Origin of the sequence: Mycobacterium sp. RTGN6 (assembly GCF_033804605.1) — a bacterium.
GTDB lineage: Bacteria > Actinomycetota > Actinomycetes > Mycobacteriales > Mycobacteriaceae > Mycobacterium.
Genome location: NZ_JAPZKZ010000010.1, coordinates 184648 through 198829 on the forward strand (window position 1 = coordinate 184648; position 14182 = coordinate 198829).

Annotated in this window: 12 protein-coding genes; 8 read left to right on the plus strand and 4 right to left on the minus strand. The window is 67.2% G+C overall.

The window, feature by feature from the left end:
• The first annotated feature begins 16 nt into the window (after window positions 1-16).
• Both SLQ33_RS24160 and SLQ33_RS24165 read left to right on the plus strand, forming a co-directional pair.
• Window positions 17-1366 (plus strand): NAD-dependent succinate-semialdehyde dehydrogenase, encoded by a 1350-nt coding sequence (locus SLQ33_RS24160; protein WP_319456415.1) that lies wholly within the window; start codon window positions 17-19, stop codon window positions 1364-1366.
• The gene (locus tag SLQ33_RS24165) at window positions 1366-2529 is read left to right on the plus strand and encodes an ankyrin repeat domain-containing protein (RefSeq protein ID WP_319456416.1); all 1164 of its coding nucleotides are present in this window, start codon (window positions 1366-1368) and stop codon (window positions 2527-2529) included. The genes SLQ33_RS24160 and SLQ33_RS24165 overlap by 1 nt, the downstream gene beginning before the upstream one ends.
• 13 nt (window positions 2530-2542) lie before the next feature.
• Here SLQ33_RS24165 and SLQ33_RS24170 read toward each other — a convergent pair whose 3' ends face one another.
• Together SLQ33_RS24170 and SLQ33_RS24175 are read right to left on the minus strand one after the other, a co-directional pair.
• Complete coding sequence (locus tag SLQ33_RS24170) at window positions 2543-3739, minus strand: enhanced intracellular survival protein Eis (protein ID WP_319456417.1); 1197 nt, start codon at window positions 3737-3739, stop codon at window positions 2543-2545.
• Window positions 3736-5211: a gamma-aminobutyraldehyde dehydrogenase gene (locus SLQ33_RS24175; RefSeq protein ID WP_319456418.1), complete on the minus strand. Its 1476-nt coding sequence runs from the start codon at window positions 5209-5211 to the stop codon at window positions 3736-3738. Before SLQ33_RS24175 ends, SLQ33_RS24170 begins: the two co-directional genes overlap by 4 nt.
• 124 nt (window positions 5212-5335) lie before the next feature.
• Between SLQ33_RS24175 and SLQ33_RS24180 the strand changes: the two genes are divergently transcribed.
• From SLQ33_RS24180 to SLQ33_RS24195, 4 genes are all read left to right on the plus strand, one after another.
• On the plus strand, window positions 5336-5857 hold the full coding sequence (locus SLQ33_RS24180) for an Lrp/AsnC family transcriptional regulator (protein ID WP_319456419.1): 522 nt from the start codon (window positions 5336-5338) through the stop codon (window positions 5855-5857).
• Entirely contained in the window at window positions 5854-7239 is a 1386-nt protein-coding gene (locus SLQ33_RS24185) for an aspartate aminotransferase family protein (protein WP_319456420.1), read from the plus strand. Before SLQ33_RS24180 ends, SLQ33_RS24185 begins: the two co-directional genes overlap by 4 nt.
• Before the next feature lie 18 nt (window positions 7240-7257).
• Window positions 7258-8256, plus strand: coding sequence for an SMP-30/gluconolactonase/LRE family protein (locus SLQ33_RS24190; RefSeq protein WP_319456421.1), 999 nt, complete (start codon window positions 7258-7260; stop codon window positions 8254-8256).
• Between the two features lie 181 nt (window positions 8257-8437).
• Window positions 8438-9673 carry a D-alanyl-D-alanine carboxypeptidase family protein gene (locus SLQ33_RS24195; protein ID WP_319456422.1) on the plus strand — a complete coding sequence of 412 codons (1236 nt, stop codon included), beginning with the start codon at window positions 8438-8440 and terminating at the stop codon, window positions 9671-9673.
• A gap of 15 nt (window positions 9674-9688) precedes the next feature.
• Here the strand turns inward: SLQ33_RS24195 and SLQ33_RS24200 are convergent, their stop codons facing one another.
• Window positions 9689-10444 carry an SDR family oxidoreductase gene (locus SLQ33_RS24200; protein ID WP_319456423.1) on the minus strand — a complete coding sequence of 252 codons (756 nt, stop codon included), beginning with the start codon at window positions 10442-10444 and terminating at the stop codon, window positions 9689-9691.
• Window positions 10445-10459: 15 nt separating this feature from the next.
• The gene (locus SLQ33_RS24205) at window positions 10460-11233 is read right to left on the minus strand and encodes an IclR family transcriptional regulator (protein ID WP_319456424.1); all 774 of its coding nucleotides are present in this window, start codon (window positions 11231-11233) and stop codon (window positions 10460-10462) included.
• Window positions 11234-11397: 164 nt separating this feature from the next.
• On the opposite strand from SLQ33_RS24205, the gene SLQ33_RS24210 reads away from it, so the two are divergent.
• A complete protein-coding gene (locus tag SLQ33_RS24210; protein WP_319456425.1) occupies window positions 11398-12360 on the plus strand; it encodes a hypothetical protein in 963 nt (320 codons plus the stop codon).
• A gap of 158 nt (window positions 12361-12518) precedes the next feature.
• Window positions 12519-14069, plus strand: coding sequence for an APC family permease (locus tag SLQ33_RS24215; protein ID WP_319456426.1), 1551 nt, complete (start codon window positions 12519-12521; stop codon window positions 14067-14069).
• The last annotated feature ends 113 nt before the right edge of the window (window positions 14070-14182 follow it).

Sequence of the window (14182 nt, forward strand, 5' to 3'; positions counted from 1 at the left end):
AAGGAGTGAATTCGCCATGAGCACGTCGATGTACGCGGTCGTTGATCCGTCGACCGGCGAGTTGGTCAAGGAGTACCCGACCGCCAGCGACGAACAGATCGAGGCGGCCGTCGCGGCGGCGGCCAAGGCCCACCGCGAGTGGTCGCGTGGGTCGACGGTTGCCGAGCGCGCCGCCCTGATCCGCAGAGTCGCCGCACTGCACGTCGAGCGGAAGGCCGAGCTCGCGAAGATCATCCAGCGCGAGATGGGCAAGCCGCTGGACCAGTCCGAAGGCGAGGTCGACTTCAGCGCGGCCATCTACGAGTACTACGCCGACAACGCCGAGAAGTTCCTCGCCGACGAGCCCATCGAGCTCGTCGATGGCGAGGGTTCGGCGCTGATCCGCCGCGGCTCGGTCGGCGTGCTGCTCGGGATCATGCCGTGGAACTACCCCTACTACCAGGTCGCCCGGTTCGCAGGCCCGAACCTGACGCTGGGCAACACCATCGTGCTCAAGCACGCCCCACAGTGCCCGGAGTCGGCAGCCGCGCTGCAGCAGATCTTCACCGACGCCGGCTACCCCGAGGGCGCCTACGTCAACGTCTACGCCACCAACGAGCAGATCGCCGAGGTCATCGCCGACCCACGCGTGCAAGGGGTTTCGCTGACGGGATCGGAGCGCGCCGGCGCTGCGGTCGCCGAGATCGCGGGCCGCAACCTCAAGAAGGTCGTACTCGAGCTCGGCGGCTCGGATCCGTTCATCGTGCTCAGCTCCGACGACCTGGACGGCACGGTCGAGGCCGCCATCGACGGCCGCTTCGAGAACACCGGGCAGGCCTGCAACGCCGCCAAGCGGATCATCGTCGCCGAACACCTCTACGATGACTTCCTCGACAAGTTCACCAAGAAGGTGCTTGAGAAGGCCGACGGCCTTGCGCCGCTGTCATCGGTCGCCGCGGCCGAGCGCCTCGACGATCAAGTGAAGCGGGCCGTCGCCGACGGCGCCACGCTGGTCTCCGAGGGCGAGCGCAAGGGTGCGTTCTTCCCACCCGGTGTGCTCACGGGCGTGTCCCCCGAGTCGCCGTCCTACCGCGAGGAGCTTTTCGGCCCGGTGGCGACCGTCTACAAGGTGTCCTCGGAAGAGCAAGCCGTCGACGTCGCCAACGACACGCCGTTCGGGCTCGGCTCGTACGTGTTCACCACCGACGCCGAGCAGGCCCGACGCGTCGCCGACAAGATCGAGGCGGGCATGGTGTTCGTCAACGCGGTCGGGGCCGAGGGCGTCGAGCTCCCGTTCGGCGGCGTCAAACGGTCGGGCTTCGGGCGCGAGCTCGGGCGCTTCGGCATCGACGAGTTCGTCAACAAGAAGCTCATCCGCATCAGCTAGTGCCCGAGTCCGACGGCAACGTTGTCGAACAGGCGCTGTTGTGGCGTGCCACGCTGAACTACAGCGAGCTGCCCGAGCTGGCCGACGCCCGCGCGATGCTGGCCGAAAACCCCGCTTTGGCAGCAGCGTCGGCGTACACGATGGCCGCCTGCGGGCGGGCGGACGACCTCGGGGTGCTGCTGCGTGACGACCCGACGCTGGTCTCGCGCCAGGGCGGGCCGCACGGCTGGGAGCCGCTGCTCTACGCGTGCTATTCACGGCTCGACACCGGCGACGCCGTGCGGACGGTGCGGGTGTTACTCGACGCGGGCGCCGATCCGAACGCAGGCTTCCTGTGGCGCCGGTTGGCGTCTCCGTTCACGGCGGTCACGGGTGTGCTCGGCGGCGGTGAGCGCGGTGAGCCGCCGCACCACGACTCCGTCGCGCTCGCGAACCTGTTACTCGACGCCGGCGCTGATCCCAACGACAACCAGGCCTTCTACAACCGGGCTTTCGAGCCGGACGATTCGCACCTGCCACCGCTGCTCTCTCACGGCGCAGGGCATCCCCACCCCAGCCCGTGGCGTGACCGGCTCGGCACCGCATATCCGACACCGGTCGAGATGGTAGGCGAGCATCTGCGCAGCGCGGCCGAGCGCGGCTACGTCCACCGGATCCGGCTGCTGCTCGAGCACGGCATAGACCCGAATACCGTTGGCTACCACCCGATTCTCGGCGACCAGACCGCCTACGAGGTCGCGGTCCGGCACGGCCATCGCGAGGCCGCCGACCTGCTCGCGGCGGCCGGTGGACGCAGCGACCGACTCGAGGAGGTAGATCTGCTGTTGGCGGCGGCCTTCGCCGGGGACGCGGCCGCCGTCGACGGACTGCGCCGTCCAGACCTGCCGCAACGACGGCCCGACGCGATGCGGCTGGCCGGCGAGCAACACGGGATCGCGGCGCTGGCCCTGCTGCTCGGCCTCGGGTACGACGTCAGCGCAGCCGGCCAGTGGCGGACGACGGCGCTGCACGAAGCGGCGTATCGCGGTGACGTGGCGACCTGCCGGTGGCTGGTCGAGCGCGGGGCGGACCTGTCAGCCCGGGAGGAGCGGTTCTCGGGCACCCCCGCCGACTGGGCGGCTCACGCCGGGCACCTCGACCTCGCCGAGGAGCTCACCCCCTGAAACGCGCGGCGCGTCAGAAGTGAAAACCGAGCTGTGCCGGAACGTCGCTGCGGAAGGCGGCGTCAAGGCGCGCCAGCTGCTCGGCATCCCCGCCGCGGATTCTGTTGGCCACCGCCAACGTCGCGGCCCGATGCACGCCCAGATACAGGCTGGCAAGGACGTCGAGGTCCATCGTGAACTCAGGTTCGGCATCCGTGCGGACACACACGGCGCGCCCGTCGCTGACCCGGAGCGCGAATCTGCCTCCGTCGGAACGGAACCCGTCACCGACCTCGAGCACGGTGTCGAGGTCGGCCGGATAGGTCCGCGCCTGCAACGTCGCGGCCACGTCCATGATACGCAGCCATAGCCCATCCTCCGAGGCGGTGGTCCGCACCAACCGCGGATCGTCGAGCAGGTACGGCAGCGGATCGTCCGGATGGCTCGACGTGGTGATCGTCTCGACCAGGTCAAGGCCGATCAGCGCGCGCCACAGCGCCACGTGAGCCTCGGGTGTCGCGGCCGTGAACTGCTCCACGCGAACGGTTTTCGCCGAGCCTTGGTGCATCCTGTACAGCAGATACCCATCCGCGTGGAGGAAACAGAACCAGGACGTACCGCCACCCCGCGAATCCTCCCAGTCGGCGAGCAAGTCATCCCAGAGCGGCGTCGGTCGCTGCAGTCCTCCCGGCGTGCCGCGACGATAGCGGTCGTAGATCGCGGCGAGCTCGTCGCGATGCTCGCGCGGCCGCACGATGCGCACCCCGCCGGGATCGGGCGCGTCGCGGTGGAACCGCGCGAAGCGCCGGTCCAGGGTGAGTTCGGTCTCGATCGTCGCGGGGCCGTAGCCGAAGCGGCCGTATATGCCGCCCTCCGACGCGGTCAGCGCGGCGAACGGGTAGCCCGCATCGGCGAAGCGTTGGTGCAGTTCGGTGTACATCGCCCGCAGCAGACCCCGCCGCCGATGGGTGGGCGCGACGCCGACCCACGTGATGCCCGCGACGGGCACCACCGCTCCACCGGGCACCGTGAGCTTCATGCCCAGGTAGTGCGCCATCCCGACGATGTCGTCACCGTCGCTGACCACCACCGAGCTTCGTGGCGGCATCAACGTCCGCCACGCGGCGAACGTCTCGGGATGCCAGGTCGCACCGAAACTGGTGGCCGTCAGCAGCGCGACGCCGGGCCAGTCACCCTCGGTGATGTCGCGCACGACCAAGCCGTTGCTCATCGCTTACTGAAGATGATTCGGTGCCAATCCTTTTCGGCGACCGCGGTGATGTCGCTCATGACGTGCTTGATGGTCAGGTACTCCTCGAACGAGTAGTCGCTCATGTCCTTGCCGAAGCCCGAAGCGCCGACACCGCCGTGCGGCATCTCGCTGATGATCGGGATGTGGTCGTTGATCCATACGCAGCCGGCCTTGATCTCGCGCGACGCCCGCTGCGCCCGGTAGACGTCGCGCGTCCATGCCGACGCCGCCAACCCGTAGTCGGTGTCATTGGCTTGCCGGATCGCGTCGTCGTCGTCGGTGAACGAACGGGCCACTAGCACCGGGCCGAAGATCTCGTCGCGGTAGACCTCCGACTGCTCGTCGACGTCGGCGATCAGGGTGGGCCGGTAGAACGACCCGGGTCCGTCGGGCGCGGAGCCCCCGGTGACGATCCGGCCACCCTCACTGGTCGCGCGGGCCACCATGCCCGCTACCTTGTCGCGGTGCGCGCTGGTGATCAGCGGCCCGAGGTCGGTGTCCGGGTCGTGCGGGTCGCCGACGACGATCTTGCCCATGAGTTCGCCGACGCCGGCGACGAAGTCGTCGTACAACGGCTGGGCGACGATCGCGCGGGTAGCTGCGGTGCAGTCCTGCCCGGTGTTGATCAGCGACGCGGCGACGGCGCCGTGGATGGCGGCGTCCAGGTCGGCGTCGTCGAACACCACGAACGGCGCCTTGCCGCCGAGCTCCAGCTGGGTGCGGTGCCCGTGCTGCGCCGCGGCGGCCATCACCCGGCGACCCACCGCAGTCGACCCCGTGAACGTCACCAGGTCGACGCCGCCGTGCCCGGCCAAGGCGGTGCCGACGTCGTGGCCGGCGCCGGTCAGCACGTTCAAGACGCCGTCGGGCAGGCCCGCCTCGCTCGCCAGCCGGGCCAGGGTCAGCGTCGTCAACGGCGTGATCTCAGCCGGTTTGATCACCACCGAACACCCAGCGGCCAACGCGGGCAACACCTTCCAGACCGCCATCTGCAGCGGATAGTTCCACGGCGTGATGGTCGCGACGACGCCGATGGCCTCGCGGCGGATGCTCGAGGTGTGATCGCCCGAGTACTCGGCGGTGGCCTTGCCCTCCAGGTGCCGAGCCGCGCCTGCGAAGAAGTCGATGTTGTCGATGCTGCCCGGCACGTCGAACTCCGTCGCCAGCCGCACCGGCTTGCCCGTTTGACTGACCTCCTCGGCGACGAGCGCCTCGGCGTTGGCGTCGGCCAGCTTGGCCAGCTTGGCCAGCACCGTCGCCCGGTCCACCGGAGTAGCGCTCGCCCATCCGGGTAGGGCCTTGCGTGCGGCCGCCACGGCAACGTCGACGTCGCCGGGGGTGGCCGCCGCGTATTCGGCGACCACGCCGCCGGTCGCCGGATTCACGATTCGAAGGGAATCGCCGCCCGTCACGACCGCGGCACCGTCGATCCAACTGCTCGCAATAGCCATGGCTCCACGCTAGCCGAGCACCGGAACGAACGGCTACGCATTACTACGGTGCTGGCCGCTTCGAACGCGCGGTTTCCTACTAATTAGTTGCTTCGAACGACGGATTCCGTGCACAATCGTGGGCATGGTCAAGCCGGACGTACCACCCGGCGCCCAGGCCGTCTCGTTGCGAATCAACCAGTCCCGGCCCGGCGCCGCGTTCCAACTCGACGAGCTGTCCAAGGCGATCATCGAAAAGCTGCAGCAGGACGGACGCCGATCGTATGCCGGCATCGGCAAGGCCGTCGGGCTGTCCGAAGCGGCCGTTCGCCAGCGGGTTCAACGCATGGTCGACGCGGGCGTCATGCAGATCGTCGCGGTGACCGATCCCATGCAGTTGGGCTTCGCACGCCAGGCGATGATCGGGATCAGATGCACCGGCGACACCACCAAGGTCGCCGAAAAACTCGCCACCATCGAGTCCGTCGACTACGTGGTGCTCACCGCCGGATCCTTCGACGCCATCATCGAGGTGGTCTGCGAGGACGACGGCGACCTGCTCGACCTACTCAATACGAAGATCCGCGCCGTCCCAGGGGTGATATCCACCGAGACTTTGGTTTACCTCAAACTAGTTAAACAGCAATACAATTGGGGCACGCGATGACTATCACCGAATCACGAACCGACCTTTCGACCGACTTGGGCGCCAAGGCGCGCCGCCACCTCTGGGGCCACTTCGCCCGGCACGGCGACGACATCACCCCGCCCATCATCACCAAGGGCGAGGGCGTCCACATCTTCGACGACAAGGGCAAGCGCTACATCGACGGGCTCTCCGGCTTGTTCGTGGTGCAGGTCGGCCACGGCCGCAAGGAGCTCGCCGAGGCCGCCGCCAAGCAGGCCGAGCAGCTGGCTTTCTTCCCGTTGTGGTCCTATGCCACCCCGCCGGCCATCGAACTCGCCGAGCGAATCGCGGGTTACGCGCCGGGCGATCTGAACCGCGTCTTCTTCACCACCGGCGGCGGCGAGGCCGTCGAGAGCGCGTGGAAACTCGCCAAGCAGTACTTCAAGCTGACCGGCAAGCCGGGCAAGTACAAGGTGATCTCGCGGTCCATCGCCTACCACGGCACGCCGCAGGGCGCCCTCGCCATCACCGGCATTCCCGCCTTCAAGGCGCCGTTCGATCCGCCGACCCCCGGCGGTTTCCGGGTGCCCAACACCAACATCTACCGCGCACCCGCGCCTTATGACACCGATCCCAAGGCGTGGGGCCGGTACTGCGCCGACCGCATCGCCGAGGCCATCGAATTCGAGGGCCCCGACACCGTGGCCGCGGTGTTCCTCGAGCCGGTGCAGAACGCGGGCGGCTGCTTCCCACCGCCGCCCGGGTACTTCGAGCGGGTCCGCGAGATCTGCGACGAGTACGACGTGCTGCTGGTCTCCGACGAGGTGATCTGCGCCTACGGCCGCATCGGATCGATGTTCGCCTGCAACGACTTCGACTACGTCCCTGACATCATCACCTGCGCGAAGGGGCTGACGTCGGGCTACTCGCCCATCGGGGCGATGATCGCCAGCGATCGGCTGTTCGAGCCCTTCAACGACGGGCAGACGGTGTTCGGGCACGGCTACACGTTCGGCGGGCATCCGGTGTCCTCGGCCGTGGCGCTCGCCAACCTGGACATCTTCGAGCGCGAGGGCATCAACGCCCACGTCAAGGAAATGGCGCCGGCGTTCCGCGCCACGCTCGAGAAGCTCTACGACCTTCCGATCGTCGGCGACGTTCGGGGCGAGGGCTTCTTCTACGGCATCGAGTTGGTCAAGGACAAGACGACGAAGGAGACCTTCAACGACGAGGAGTCCGAGCGGCTGCTGCGCGGCTTCCTCACGCCTGCGCTGTGGGAGGCCGGCCTCTACTGCCGTGCCGACGATCGCGGAGACCCAGTGGTGCAGTTGGCTCCCCCGCTGATCAGCGGTCAGAAGGAATTCGACGCGATCTACGACATCCTCAGCAACGTCTTGGGTGAAGCGAGTCGCATGCTCTAACCGGGTACGCTCACGCGCGTGACCGCCGAGACCAAGCCCGACATCACTCCGGTTCGCTGGCAGCCGCCACGTTCCCGACCGCTGCCACCGCCGGATCTGAACCGTCGGCTACGGATCGTCTTCGTTGGAGCGCCCGGTCCAGAGGACGTCGTCGTCGACTCCGACGGCGCCCTCTGGACCGGCGCTGCCGACGGAAAGATCATCCGGATCGACGGCGACACCGGGACTACCACCGAGGTCGCCGACACCGGCGGCCGGCCGCTCGGACTGGCCGTCGCACGTGACGGTCATCTGCTGGTGTGCGACAGCCATCGCGGACTGCTGCGCATGGACAGGGCCACCGGCGAGCTCGAGACCCTGGTGAGCGAGGTGGACGGCCGCACGCTGACGTTCTGCTCGAACGTCGTCGAATCATCGGACGGCACAATCTATTTCACCGAGTCAAGCAACAAGTTCCGCTTCGAGCATTACAAGGGCGCGATGATCGAGACCAGCGGCGGAGGCTCACTGTTCCGCCGCGATCTCGACGGCACCGTGACCACGCTTGCGACGGGGCTGTACTTCGCTAACGGCGTGACGCTGACCGCTGACGAGTCCGCACTTGTGTTCGCGGAGACCCTGGGCGCCCGCATATCGAAGTACTGGCTCACGGGTTCGCAGGCCGGCACGATCACACCGCTTGCCGACGAACTGCCCGGCTATCCCGACAACATCTCGACCGGTCCCGACGGCCGGATCTGGGTGGCGATGGTGGCCGACCGCAACGCAGTGGTCGAACGGCTGGCACCCAAGGCGCCCGCGCTGCGGAAGCTGATGTGGCGTTTGCCGTACGGCTGGCTACCGGATGCCAAGCCCATGGTGTGGGTCATCGCGTTCGATCCCGACGACGGTCGCGTGCTGACCCAGCTTCGCCAACGGCATCCGGCGTTCGGGGCATCGACCGGTGTCGTGCAGCACGGCGACCGGGTCTGGGTGGGCGGCATCGGTTCGCCGACGGTTGCGTACTTCGATCTGTAGCGACGCCCCATCGCCAACGTCGAGATAGCGGTGGCGGCGAAGAAGTTCGAGTGACGCTGACGCCTACCGCTATCTCAACGCCGTCGACGACGGGCCCGCGACCCCACTGGTAGCAATAGTCACTCTGGTAACAGCGTGGCAACCCGGAAATCGGCCCGCGATCTCCTACTCTGCACACACGATGGCTACCTTCGGACCTGCGTCGCGCCGCCTCGCCAGCCTGGCTGCGGCCGCAGCTTTCTTGACCGCGCCGGCGTTCGTCGGCATCCCCGTGGCAACCGCCGATCCCGAGGCGGCGCCCGACGCCAACACCTGCCCGTACCGGGTGGTGACGCCGCCTGCGGTGGACTCCTCCGAGGTACCGGAGGCGGGCGACCCGCCACTGCCGATGCCCGTGCCCGCCTCCCCGATGGGCGGGGACGCGCTCTCCGGGTGCGGCATCATCACCGCGCCAGGCACGCCGCCCGTCCCCGGCGACGTGTCCGCCGAGGCGTGGGTGGTGGCCGACCTCGACACCGGTGACGTCATCGCGGCCAAGGATCCCCATGGGCGGCACCGCCCCGCGAGCGTCATCAAGGTGCTCGTGGCGATGCAGGCCATCAAGGAACTGCCCATTCACAAGGTGGTGGCCGGAACCCAGGACGACGCGAACGCCGAGGGCACCAAGGTCGGCGTCGGCGAGAACGGCTTCTACTCGATCAACGACCTGCTGCATGGGCTGCTCATGCATTCCGGCAACGACGCCGCCCATGCGCTGGCCATGCAGCTCGGCGGCATGGACACCACGCTCACCAAGATCAACCAGTTGGCGGACAAGCTCGGCGGCCACGACACCCGTGCGGCGACACCGTCGGGACTCGACGGGCCGGGGATGAGCACGTCGGCCTACGACATCGGGCTCTTCTACCGCTACGCCTGGCAGAACGCGGTCTTCACCGACATCGTGTCCACCCGCACGTTCGACTTCCCGGGCCGCGGCGACGTTGGCTACCCGATCGAGAACGACAACAAGCTGCTCGACAACTACCCCGGCGCGCTCGGCGGCAAGACCGGCTACACCGACGACGCCGGGCAGACGTTCGTCGGCGCCGCCAACCGCGACGGCCGCCGACTCGTTGCCGTGATGCTGCATGGCACCCGGTTGCCGATCGCGCCGTGGGAGCAGGCCGCCCACCTGCTCGACTACGGCTATGCCACTGCCCCGGGAACGAAGGTGGGCACGCTGATCGAGCCCGACCCGTCGCTGATAGCCCAAAACCTAAGCCCCCTCGGCACTCCCGCCACGCAGGACCTCGCCGCCACGATGCCGCCAATCGACGCCACGCCAGTGCGGGTGGGCGTCGGCGTCGTCGGGGCGATCATCGTGGTCGGCTTGATGATGGGCGCCAGGTCGATCAACCGCCGCCCCCAGAACTAGCGTCGCGCGGCAGTCCTACTGGGCGGTGTATCCGCCGTCCACCTTGATGGTGGTTCCCGTGACGTACCGCGATTCGTCCGAGACCAGGTAGACGACGGCCGCCGCGACATCCATCGGTTCGGCCAGTCTGCCCAACGGAATCCGGGAAAGAACGTCACGCTCAGCCTGCTCGGCGCTGTTCGTACCTGCCAGCCACGCATCGTAGAGCGGGGTCTTCGTCATCCCCGGCGCGACGTCGTTCACCCGAATCCCGCGCGGCGCCAGCTCGACTGCCGCAGACAGGGTGAGCGCATGCACCGCCCCCTTCGACGCGGCGTACACCGCCATCGTCGGCACGCCCGCGAACGCCAGCCGCGAGGTGATGTTGACGATCGAACCGCCGTGGTCGGACATCGACCCGACGGCGGCCTGGATCATCGCGATCGTCCCGAACGTGTTGACCTCGAACACCTGTCGGATGCTGGCCATGGGTGTCGACTCCAGCGAGTCGGTGTGGTCGAGGGCGGCATTGTTGACCAACGCGTCGATGGCTCCGAATGATGCGACGCATTCGTCGACCACGGCGGTGGCCGCGTCGGGATTGGTGATGTCGGCCACGACGAAACGCGCGCGTTCACCTAGCGCTCGGGCCAATTCGTTCCCACGGTCAGCAGCTCGCCCGGTCGCCAGCACGCAGGCGCCGTCGGCGTGCAATCGTGCTGCGGTCACCCGACCGATCCCCGACGTCGCGCCCGTGACGACGACCGCCTTTCCAACGAGCCGCTCAGCCATGCTCGACCAGAGGCGTCACGGGAGCTTGAGTGAGATCTCGCGGGCGCCCGCGATCACCTGTGCGCCAGCGTGTTCGAGGTTCTCGGGTGTCGACCGATGAGTGAGGAAGCTGATGCTGAGCGCATAGCGCGAAGGCCCTCCGTTCGCGGTCGGCACCGCTGCGGCGACGCACGTGAGCTCTTCATCGGCCTCTTCGTGGTCGAAGGCGAAGCCCCGCTCACGTATCTCCCTGATCTCGGCGGCCATCTTCTTCATCGACGTGATCGTGTGTGGGGTCAACTCGGGAAGGCCGCCCGAAGCGACGAGGTCGCGCCACACGCTGTCGGGCATGGTCGCTAGGAGCGCCTTTCCCAACGCGGATGCGTGCCAGGGATCGGACTGCCCGACGTCGCTGACCTTCTTGACTGCGCGCCGCCCCTCGACGACCTCGACGATGACGACGCTGCGCTCCTTGTGCGCGGCGAAGTTCACCGTCTCGTTGAACTCGAGCACCAGGCGCTCCATGGTGGGCAGTATTGCGTCGGACGGCACCTGGCCGGAGAACGCGCGCTGACCCAGCCGGAAGAGCTCCCAGCCGAGCCGGTACTGGTTCGTGTTGAACCGCTCGACGTATCCGAGCGAGCCCAAACTGTTGAGATAGCGCAGTACGGTCGCCTCATTGAGCGCTGTGCGCCTTGAGATCTCGGTCAGATTGCCGGATTCCGCGTCGGCGACCGCGGTAAGAATTCGGGCGGTGCGTTCGACACCGATCAGGTTCGAACCCTTCTCAGGTGGCGGCGCTGCTTTCACCCAGTGAAGGTTACCAGTACCCAGTGATCGACCGCCGCGCGCCGCCAGCGCCTGGCGCCTTCCTGTTGACACATCCCCGGCCCTCTTCTAGATTTCATTTAGCGCAGTTCAGTATCACTCAATGAAAATCCGATTTCCGGAGTCCGTTCCTCGAAGGAGACGCGATGCCCACCCCATCCGAGAGCCGTTCGCCCAAGGTCGACGGAGCCAGCATTCTTGCTTCGCAAGGCTTCTTGTCGGCCGACGACTACGCGCTCACCCCGTCGGTGAAAGCATTCGAGGACGGCGGCCAGTACCGGTTGGAAATCTCTGGTGTGGAGCGCCTTTCGACGCTCGAAGCCTTGCTGGACGAGTCGGACAAGCAAGGCGTCTTCATTCACCGCGTCATCGCCTTCGGGGGCGGCACCACATTGCTGAACACTGCGGAACTGCGCGACGTGGCCGTCCTCGCCGCCGAGCACGACATCGAATTGATCGCCGTTCCGGGTCCCCGAACTGGATGGGACCTCGGTCGACAAGCGCTGAGCAGCGAGGGCCAGGCCGGCGGGCGCCGGGTGCGGGGTCTCGACAACGTCCGGTATCTACTCGACGACTACCTGCGGATGTTCTCGACGGGCATCCGGGGCGCACTCGTGTGGGACGAGGGCGTGCTCGACATCTTGAACAAGGCCCGCGATGCGGGGCAGCTTCCGGCCGACGTCAAGTTCAAGATCTCGGTGTATGCGGGCCATGCCAATCCGGCCGCGATCAAGATTCTGCAAGAGTTGGGCGCCGACAGCGTCAACCCCGTCGGCGACTTGAGCCGACCGATGCTCGCCGCCATCCGGCGGTCAGTCGACCTGCCGCTCGACGTCTGGGCCGAGACCTTCGAGTCCTTCGGTGGAATGAACCGGTTGTGGGAAGCCGGTGACATCGCGCGCGTCGCGGGCCCGGTGTACTTCAAGATCGAACCTGGCGAGTCCGAAGCCGTCATGTACAACGGCTGGGTCCGGCCCGAGTTCCACGAAGAACTCGTTCGTCACAAGGTGCGCCACGCCGCCATCCTCAACGAACTCGTGCTCACCAGCGCCCCCGATGTCGTGGTGTCACCGCGGCCACGGACCGCCGCGCGCGCCCTCGCCAACTGACCGCAGCACGTGCCACAGCGCGCCACGCGCTCGACATGAGGAGGTGAGTCACTCCCCTCACCCAGCCTCAGTTCGCAGACACTCCTGCCGAGCAGGAGGACGAAAGGTTGGCCCACCACGGATCGTTAGCCGCCCCAATTCACGAGAGATGAACGACTATGGAGAACGTCACCAAGTCCCTGCAGCCACCGCGACGGCCGATAGAGGCGCCGCCGTCCCCACCAGCCGGCGGTTCCCCGCCCGGCGGGCGGCGCAACCACGGGCTCAAGGAGAACAGCCTCGGCGTGCCGAGCATCTTCTTCTACATCATCGCCGCCGCATCGCCGCTGACGGTCGTGGTGGCGTTGTACCCGATCATCATCGGCGCCGGCAACGGCATCGGCATGCCGGGCGCGTTCGTGATCGCAGCGGTCGTGCTGATGATCTTCGCGGTCGGCTACGTCGCCATGAGTCGCCATGTGACCAATGCGGGCGCGTTCTACGCCTACGTCACACTCGGACTCGGCCGTATCGCCGGACTCGGCTCGGCCTCGCTCGCGATCTTCGCCTACAACGCGATTCAGGCCGGCCTGTACGGCGGGTTCGGCTACTACGCATCCGAGCTGCTCAATCCGAGACTGGGCGTCGACATCCCTTGGTGGGCTTACGCGTTCGTCGGTCTGGTGCTGTGCCTCGGGCTCGGCGTACAGGGCGTGCACTCCGGAGCCAAAGTGCTCGGCGTGTTCATGACGCTGGAAGTCACGATGATCACGGTGCTCAGCGTCTTCAGTCTGTCCGGCGACAACGTCCCCGTATCGGACTTCTCGCTGCAGCCGTTTAGCCCCAGCGTCGTGCTCGGCGGCGCGCTGGGCGTTGCGCTGATGTTCGCCCACGCGTCGTTCATCGGTTTCGAAGGCTCGGCGATCTACGGCGAGGAAGCGCGAGACCCCGCACGGACCATTCCCCGCGCGACGTACCTGTCCATCGCCTTCATGGGCATTCTCTACGCGGTGTCGGGCTGGCTCATCATGAATGCGCTCGGCCTGGACAAGGTCGTCGGGATCGCCAATGAAACCGGTGGCAACTTCATCTTCGTTGCGAGCGACACGATCATCGGGCACAACATCTCGCTGATCTTCCAGATCCTGATCGTCACCGCGACGTTCGCGGCCATCGTCACCTTCCACAACAACGTCGCCAGGTACATGTTCTCGCTCGGCAGGCAGGGGCTTGTGTGGAAGCCGCTCGGCTGGACGCTGGCGCGCCGCCAGACACCGTGGGTCGCGTCGGTGGTGCAGAGCGTCATGGTCGGGGTCGTCATCGCACTGTTCGCCCTATTCGATCAGGATCCCTTCGCGACGTTGTTTACCTGGGCGACGGGCATCGGCACGATCGGCGTGATCCTCTCGCAGCTCGTTGCGGGGGTGGCGATCTTCGTCTTCTTCCGCAAGTCGGACGTCGACAAGCGCACGTGGAACACCGTCATCGCGCCGATCCTTGCCGTGATCGGCCTCGGCGGCTTCTTCGTGTTGACGTTGAACAGCCTGGACGTGCTCCTGGGCGTGCACGGCGCGACGGCGGTGCTCATGCTCTCGCTGGTGTTCGTCGCACTCCTGGCCGGAGCGGCATACGGCGGCTACCTGCGGTTATTCGCCCCGGCGCGGTACGCACTCGTCGGCGAGGCGCTCAACGAGCGAGAGTTGGCCGAGCCGGCACCCGAAGCGGTGTAGGCCTGCTTCGCTGAAAGCCAGCAGGCGTGCGGTCCGTTAGGTACGTTTGTACGTATCGATACGTACAAACGTTCCTAACGGAAGGTGAGCGATGACATCCGCTCCGCGACGGG